The sequence below is a fragment of the Xanthomonas pisi DSM 18956 genome, assembly GCF_001010415.1.
Lineage (GTDB): Bacteria > Pseudomonadota > Gammaproteobacteria > Xanthomonadales > Xanthomonadaceae > Xanthomonas > Xanthomonas pisi.
On record NZ_JPLE01000088.1, the window covers coordinates 1 to 5,545 of the forward strand.

2 tRNA genes and 3 rRNA genes are annotated in these 5,545 nt (G+C 53.4%); all 5 read right to left on the reverse strand.

Annotated features, from left to right (window positions below):
* Nucleotides 1-66: 66 nt before the first annotated feature.
* Nucleotides 67-181, reverse strand: a 5S ribosomal RNA gene (gene rrf, locus Y887_RS16560).
* 171 nt (nucleotides 182-352) lie between these two features.
* A 23S ribosomal RNA gene (locus Y887_RS16565) occupies nucleotides 353-3,233 on the reverse strand.
* A gap of 227 nt (nucleotides 3,234-3,460) precedes the next feature.
* Nucleotides 3,461-3,537: transfer RNA gene (locus tag Y887_RS16570), tRNA-Ile, on the reverse strand.
* 19 nt (nucleotides 3,538-3,556) lie between these two features.
* A tRNA-Ala gene (locus tag Y887_RS16575) sits at nucleotides 3,557-3,632 on the reverse strand.
* Nucleotides 3,633-3,724: 92 nt separating this feature from the next.
* Nucleotides 3,725-5,271 (reverse strand): 16S ribosomal RNA (locus tag Y887_RS16580).
* Together the 16S, 23S and 5S rRNA genes with 2 tRNA genes alongside form the textbook arrangement of a ribosomal RNA operon.
* Nucleotides 5,272-5,545: the final 274 nt, after the last annotated feature.

A 5,545-nucleotide genomic window follows, 5' to 3' on the forward strand; every position in this document is an offset into this window, starting at 1 on the left:
CGCTTTCGGTGTGCGCGGCAAAGAAGAAACCCCCAATCCTTGCGGACTGAGGGTTTCGGGTAAAGCCCCTGGCGATGACCTACTCTCGCATGGCTTGAGCCACACTACCATCGGCGCAGCTGCGTTTCACTTCCGAGTTCGGGATGGGATCGGGTGGTTCCACAGCGCTAATTTCACCAGGGAGACGGTTGGAGTGTCGCCAGTTGGAGCTTCCTCAAACGTGTGCACATGGCTGTGCAAGCGTTTGCGTATGGAAGCACCTACGGCGCTCGTCTCGCATAGTTAACTTGTGACGTAGCTTGCGTTTGATGATCTACCAACGTTCGTTGGGACCAAGGCAACTTGAGGTTATATGGTCAAGCCGCACGGATCATTAGTATCAGTTAGCTCAATACATTGCTGTACTTACACACCTGACCTATCAACCACATAGTCTATATGGTTCCTTTAGGGGGCTTGTGCCCCGGGAAGTCTCATCTTGAGGCGCGCTTCCCGCTTAGATGCTTTCAGCGGTTATCGCTTCCGAACATAGCTACCCGGCAATGCCACTGGCGTGACAACCGGAACACCAGAGGTTCGTCCACTCCGGTCCTCTCGTACTAGGAGCAGCCCCTCTCAAACTTCCAACGCCCATGGCAGATAGGGACCGAACTGTCTCACGACGTTCTGAACCCAGCTCGCGTACCACTTTAAATGGCGAACAGCCATACCCTTGGGACCGACTACAGCCCCAGGATGTGATGAGCCGACATCGAGGTGCCAAACACCGCCGTCGATATGAACTCTTGGGCGGTATCAGCCTGTTATCCCCGGAGTACCTTTTATCCGTTGAGCGATGGCCCTTCCATACAGAACCACCGGATCACTAAGACCTACTTTCGTACCTGCTTGATCCGTCGATCTTGCAGTCAAGCACGCTTATGCCTTTGCACACAGTGCGCGATGTCCGACCGCGCTGAGCGTACCTTCGTGCTCCTCCGTTACTCTTTAGGAGGAGACCGCCCCAGTCAAACTACCCACCATACACGGTCCCTGATCCGGATAACGGATCTAGGTTAGAACGTCAAGCACGACAGGGTGGTATTTCAAGGATGGCTCCACTGCAGCTAGCGCCACAGTTTCATAGCCTCCCACCTATCCTACACAGACGAACTCAACGTTCAGTGTAAAGCTATAGTAAAGGTTCACGGGGTCTTTCCGTCTTGCCACGGGAACGCTGCATCTTCACAGCGATTTCAATTTCACTGAGTCTCGGGTGGAGACAGCGCCGCTGTCGTTACGCCATTCGTGCAGGTCGGAACTTACCCGACAAGGAATTTCGCTACCTTAGGACCGTTATAGTTACGGCCGCCGTTTACTGGGGCTTCGATCAAGAGCTTCGCCTTGCGGCTGACCCCATCAATTAACCTTCCAGCACCGGGCAGGCGTCACACCCTATACGTCCACTTTCGTGTTTGCAGAGTGCTGTGTTTTTGATAAACAGTCGCAGCGGCCTGGTTTCTGCGACCCTCTTCAGCTATAGCTCGCATGAGCCACCAAAAAGGGTGCACCTTCTCCCGAAGTTACGGTGCCATGTTGCCTAGTTCCTTCACCCGAGTTCTCTCAAGCGCCTGAGAATTCTCATCCTACCCACCTGTGTCGGTTTACGGTACGGTCTTCGTGAGCTGAAGCTTAGGAGCTTTTCCTGGAAGCGTGGTATCAGTGACTTCGCCATAAAGGCTCGTCTCGGTGCTCGGTCTTAAAGGATCCCGGATTTGCCAAAGATCCAAACCTACCGCCTTTCCCCGGGACAACCAACGCCCGGTACACCTAACCTTCTCCGTCCCTCCATCGCACTCACGCGAGGTGCAGGAATATTAACCTGCTTCCCATCGACTACGGCTTTCGCCCTCGCCTTAGGGACCGACTAACCCTGCGTCGATTAACGTTGCGCAAGGAAACCTTGGGCTTTCGGCGTGCGGGCTTTTCACCCGCATTATCGTTACTCATGTCAGCATTCGCACTTCCGATACCTCCAGCAGACTTCTCAATCCACCTTCGCAGGCTTACGGAACGCTCCTCTACCGCGCATAAAACAAGTTTTATGCACCCCAAGCTTCGGTTCACTGCTTAGCCCCGTTAAATCTTCCGCGCAGACCGACTCGACCAGTGAGCTATTACGCTTTCTTTAAAGGGTGGCTGCTTCTAAGCCAACCTCCTGGCTGTCTGTGCCTTTCCACATCGTTTTCCACTTAGCAGTGAATTTGGGACCTTAGCTGTGGGTCTGGGTTGTTTCCCTTTTCACGACGGACGTTAGCACCCGCCGTGTGTCTCCCGGATAGTACGTACTGGTATTCGGAGTTTGCAATGGTTTGGTAAGTCGCGATGACCCCCTAGCCATAACAGTGCTCTACCCCCAGTAGTATTCGTCCGAGGCGCTACCTAAATAGCTTTCGAGGAGAACCAGCTATCTCCGGGTTCGATTAGCTTTTCACTCCTAATCACAGCTCATCCCCGTCTTTTGCAACAGACGTGGGTTCGGGCCTCCAGTACCTGTTACGGCACCTTCACCCTGGCCATGACTAGATCACCCGGTTTCGGGTCTACTGCCCGCGACTATGCGCCCTTATCAGACTCGGTTTCCCTTCGCCTCCCCTATACGGTTAAGCTTGCCACGAACAGTAAGTCGCTGACCCATTATACAAAAGGTACGCAGTCACTCTTGCGAGCTCCTACTGCTTGTACGCACACGGTTTCAGGATCTATTTCACTCCCCTCTCCGGGGTTCTTTTCGCCTTTCCCTCACGGTACTGGTTCACTATCGGTCGGTCAGGAGTATTTAGCCTTGGAGGATGGTCCCCCCATATTCAGACAGGGTTTCACGTGCCCCGCCCTACTCGTCTTCACTGGAATGGCCCTTTTAAATACAGGGCTATCACCTTCTATGGCCAATCTTTCCAGATTGTTTTTCTAAAGCCATTCCAGCTTAAGGGCTGTTCCCCGTTCGCTCGTCACTACTTAGGGAATCTCGGTTGATTTCTTTTCCTCCGGTTACTTAGATATTTCAGTTCACCGGGTTCGCTTCCAGCAGCTATGAATTCACTGCAGGATACTGCCGAAGCAGTGGGTTTCCCCATTCGGATATTGCCGGATCAAAGCTTGTTGCCAGCTCCCCGACACTTTTCGCAGGCTACCACGTCCTTCATCGCCTCTGACCGCCTAGGCATCCACCGTGTGCGCTTATTCGCTTGACCATATAACCCCAAGTTGCCTCGGAACTATATGCCGTGTTGTGTGGGGTACAAAGCCACCAACGCGAACATACGACTCAATTATTTAGGGACTCGAAGTCCCCGCCTTAGCCTCAACGACACGTTTAGATAGATATCTCAAACGCTCGCTACGTCACAAGTTATAAAAGAACATGTCTCAGCCTCAACGCTGAGCCATATAAATTCTTAAGTGTGCACTACATTCAGAGTGGTGGGTCTGGGTAGACTCGAACTACCGACCTCACCCTTATCAGGGGTGCGCTCTAACCACCTGAGCTACAGACCCGAAGTCTTTTCACTCAATATGGTGGAGCCTGTCGGGATCGAACCGACGACCCCCTGCTTGCAAAGCAGGTGCTCTCCCAGCTGAGCTAAGGCCCCAAAAGGGACTTCGCATACCGACCTGTGCCGGTATGAATCTCTGAATGCAGGTAATTTGTGAGGACGCCCGCAAGACGATGACGTCATGCTCAAAAGGAGGTGATCCAGCCGCACCTTCCGATACGGCTACCTTGTTACGACTTCACCCCAGTCATCGGCCACACCGTGGCAAGCGCCCTCCCGAAGGTTAAGCTACCTGCTTCTGGTGCAACAAACTCCCATGGTGTGACGGGCGGTGTGTACAAGGCCCGGGAACGTATTCACCGCAGCAATGCTGATCTGCGATTACTAGCGATTCCGACTTCATGGAGTCGAGTTGCAGACTCCAATCCGGACTGAGATAGGGTTTCTGGGATTGGCTTGCCCTCGCGGGTTTGCAGCCCTCTGTCCCTACCATTGTAGTACGTGTGTAGCCCTGGTCGTAAGGGCCATGATGACTTGACGTCATCCCCACCTTCCTCCGGTTTGTCACCGGCGGTCTCCTTAGAGTTCCCACCATTACGTGCTGGCAACTAAGGACAAGGGTTGCGCTCGTTGCGGGACTTAACCCAACATCTCACGACACGAGCTGACGACAGCCATGCAGCACCTGTCTCACGGTTCCCGAAGGCACCAATCCATCTCTGGAAAGTTCCGTGGATGTCAAGACCAGGTAAGGTTCTTCGCGTTGCATCGAATTAAACCACATACTCCACCGCTTGTGCGGGCCCCCGTCAATTCCTTTGAGTTTCAGTCTTGCGACCGTACTCCCCAGGCGGCGAACTTAACGCGTTAGCTTCGATACTGCGTGCCAAATTGCACCCAACATCCAGTTCGCATCGTTTAGGGCGTGGACTACCAGGGTATCTAATCCTGTTTGCTCCCCACGCTTTCGTGCCTCAGTGTCAGTGTTGGTCCAGGTAGCCGCCTTCGCCACGGATGTTCCTCCCGATCTCTACGCATTTCACTGCTACACCGGGAATTCCGCTACCCTCTACCACACTCTAGTGACCCAGTATCCACTGCAATTCCCAGGTTGAGCCCAGGGCTTTCACAACAGACTTAAACCACCACCTACGCACGCTTTACGCCCAGTAATTCCGAGTAACGCTTGCACCCTTCGTATTACCGCGGCTGCTGGCACGAAGTTAGCCGGTGCTTATTCTTTGGGTACCGTCAGAACAATCGGGTATTAACCGACTGCTTTTCTTTCCCAACAAAAGGGCTTTACAACCCGAAGGCCTTCTTCACCCACGCGGCATGGCTGGATCAGGCTTGCGCCCATTGTCCAATATTCCCCACTGCTGCCTCCCGTAGGAGTCTGGACCGTGTCTCAGTTCCAGTGTGGCTGATCATCCTCTCAGACCAGCTACGGATCGTCGCCTTGGTGGGCCTTTACCCCGCCAACTAGCTAATCCGACATCGGCTCATTCAATCGCGCGAAGCCCGAAGGTCCTCCGCTTTCACCCGTAGGTCGTATGCGGTATTAGCGTAAGTTTCCCTACGTTATCCCCCACGAAAGAGTAGATTCCGATGTATTCCTCACCCGTCCGCCACTCGCCACCCATAAGAGCAAGCTCTTACTGTGCTGCCGTTCGACTTGCATGTGTTAGGCCTGCCGCCAGCGTTCACTCTGAGCCAGGATCAAACTCTTCACTTAAAATTACGTGCCCGAAGGCAAATTACTTTAGCTGCAGAAGTTCAACCACTGACAACTTATCGCTTGCAAAGCAATTAATATGTTGCTTTTTGATTAAACGTCTGCAAGATGGACAATCATCCTTCCTGCAGGCGTCCGCACAAATTACCTGCGCACACTGTCAAAGAACATTGGGAGTGGCCTCAGCGCCGTTCCCGTCAGCTTCGTCGTTTCCGTCGAAGCGAGCCGCCCATTATAGCGGACTTTTTCTTGCCGTCAACACCTCATTTCGAGG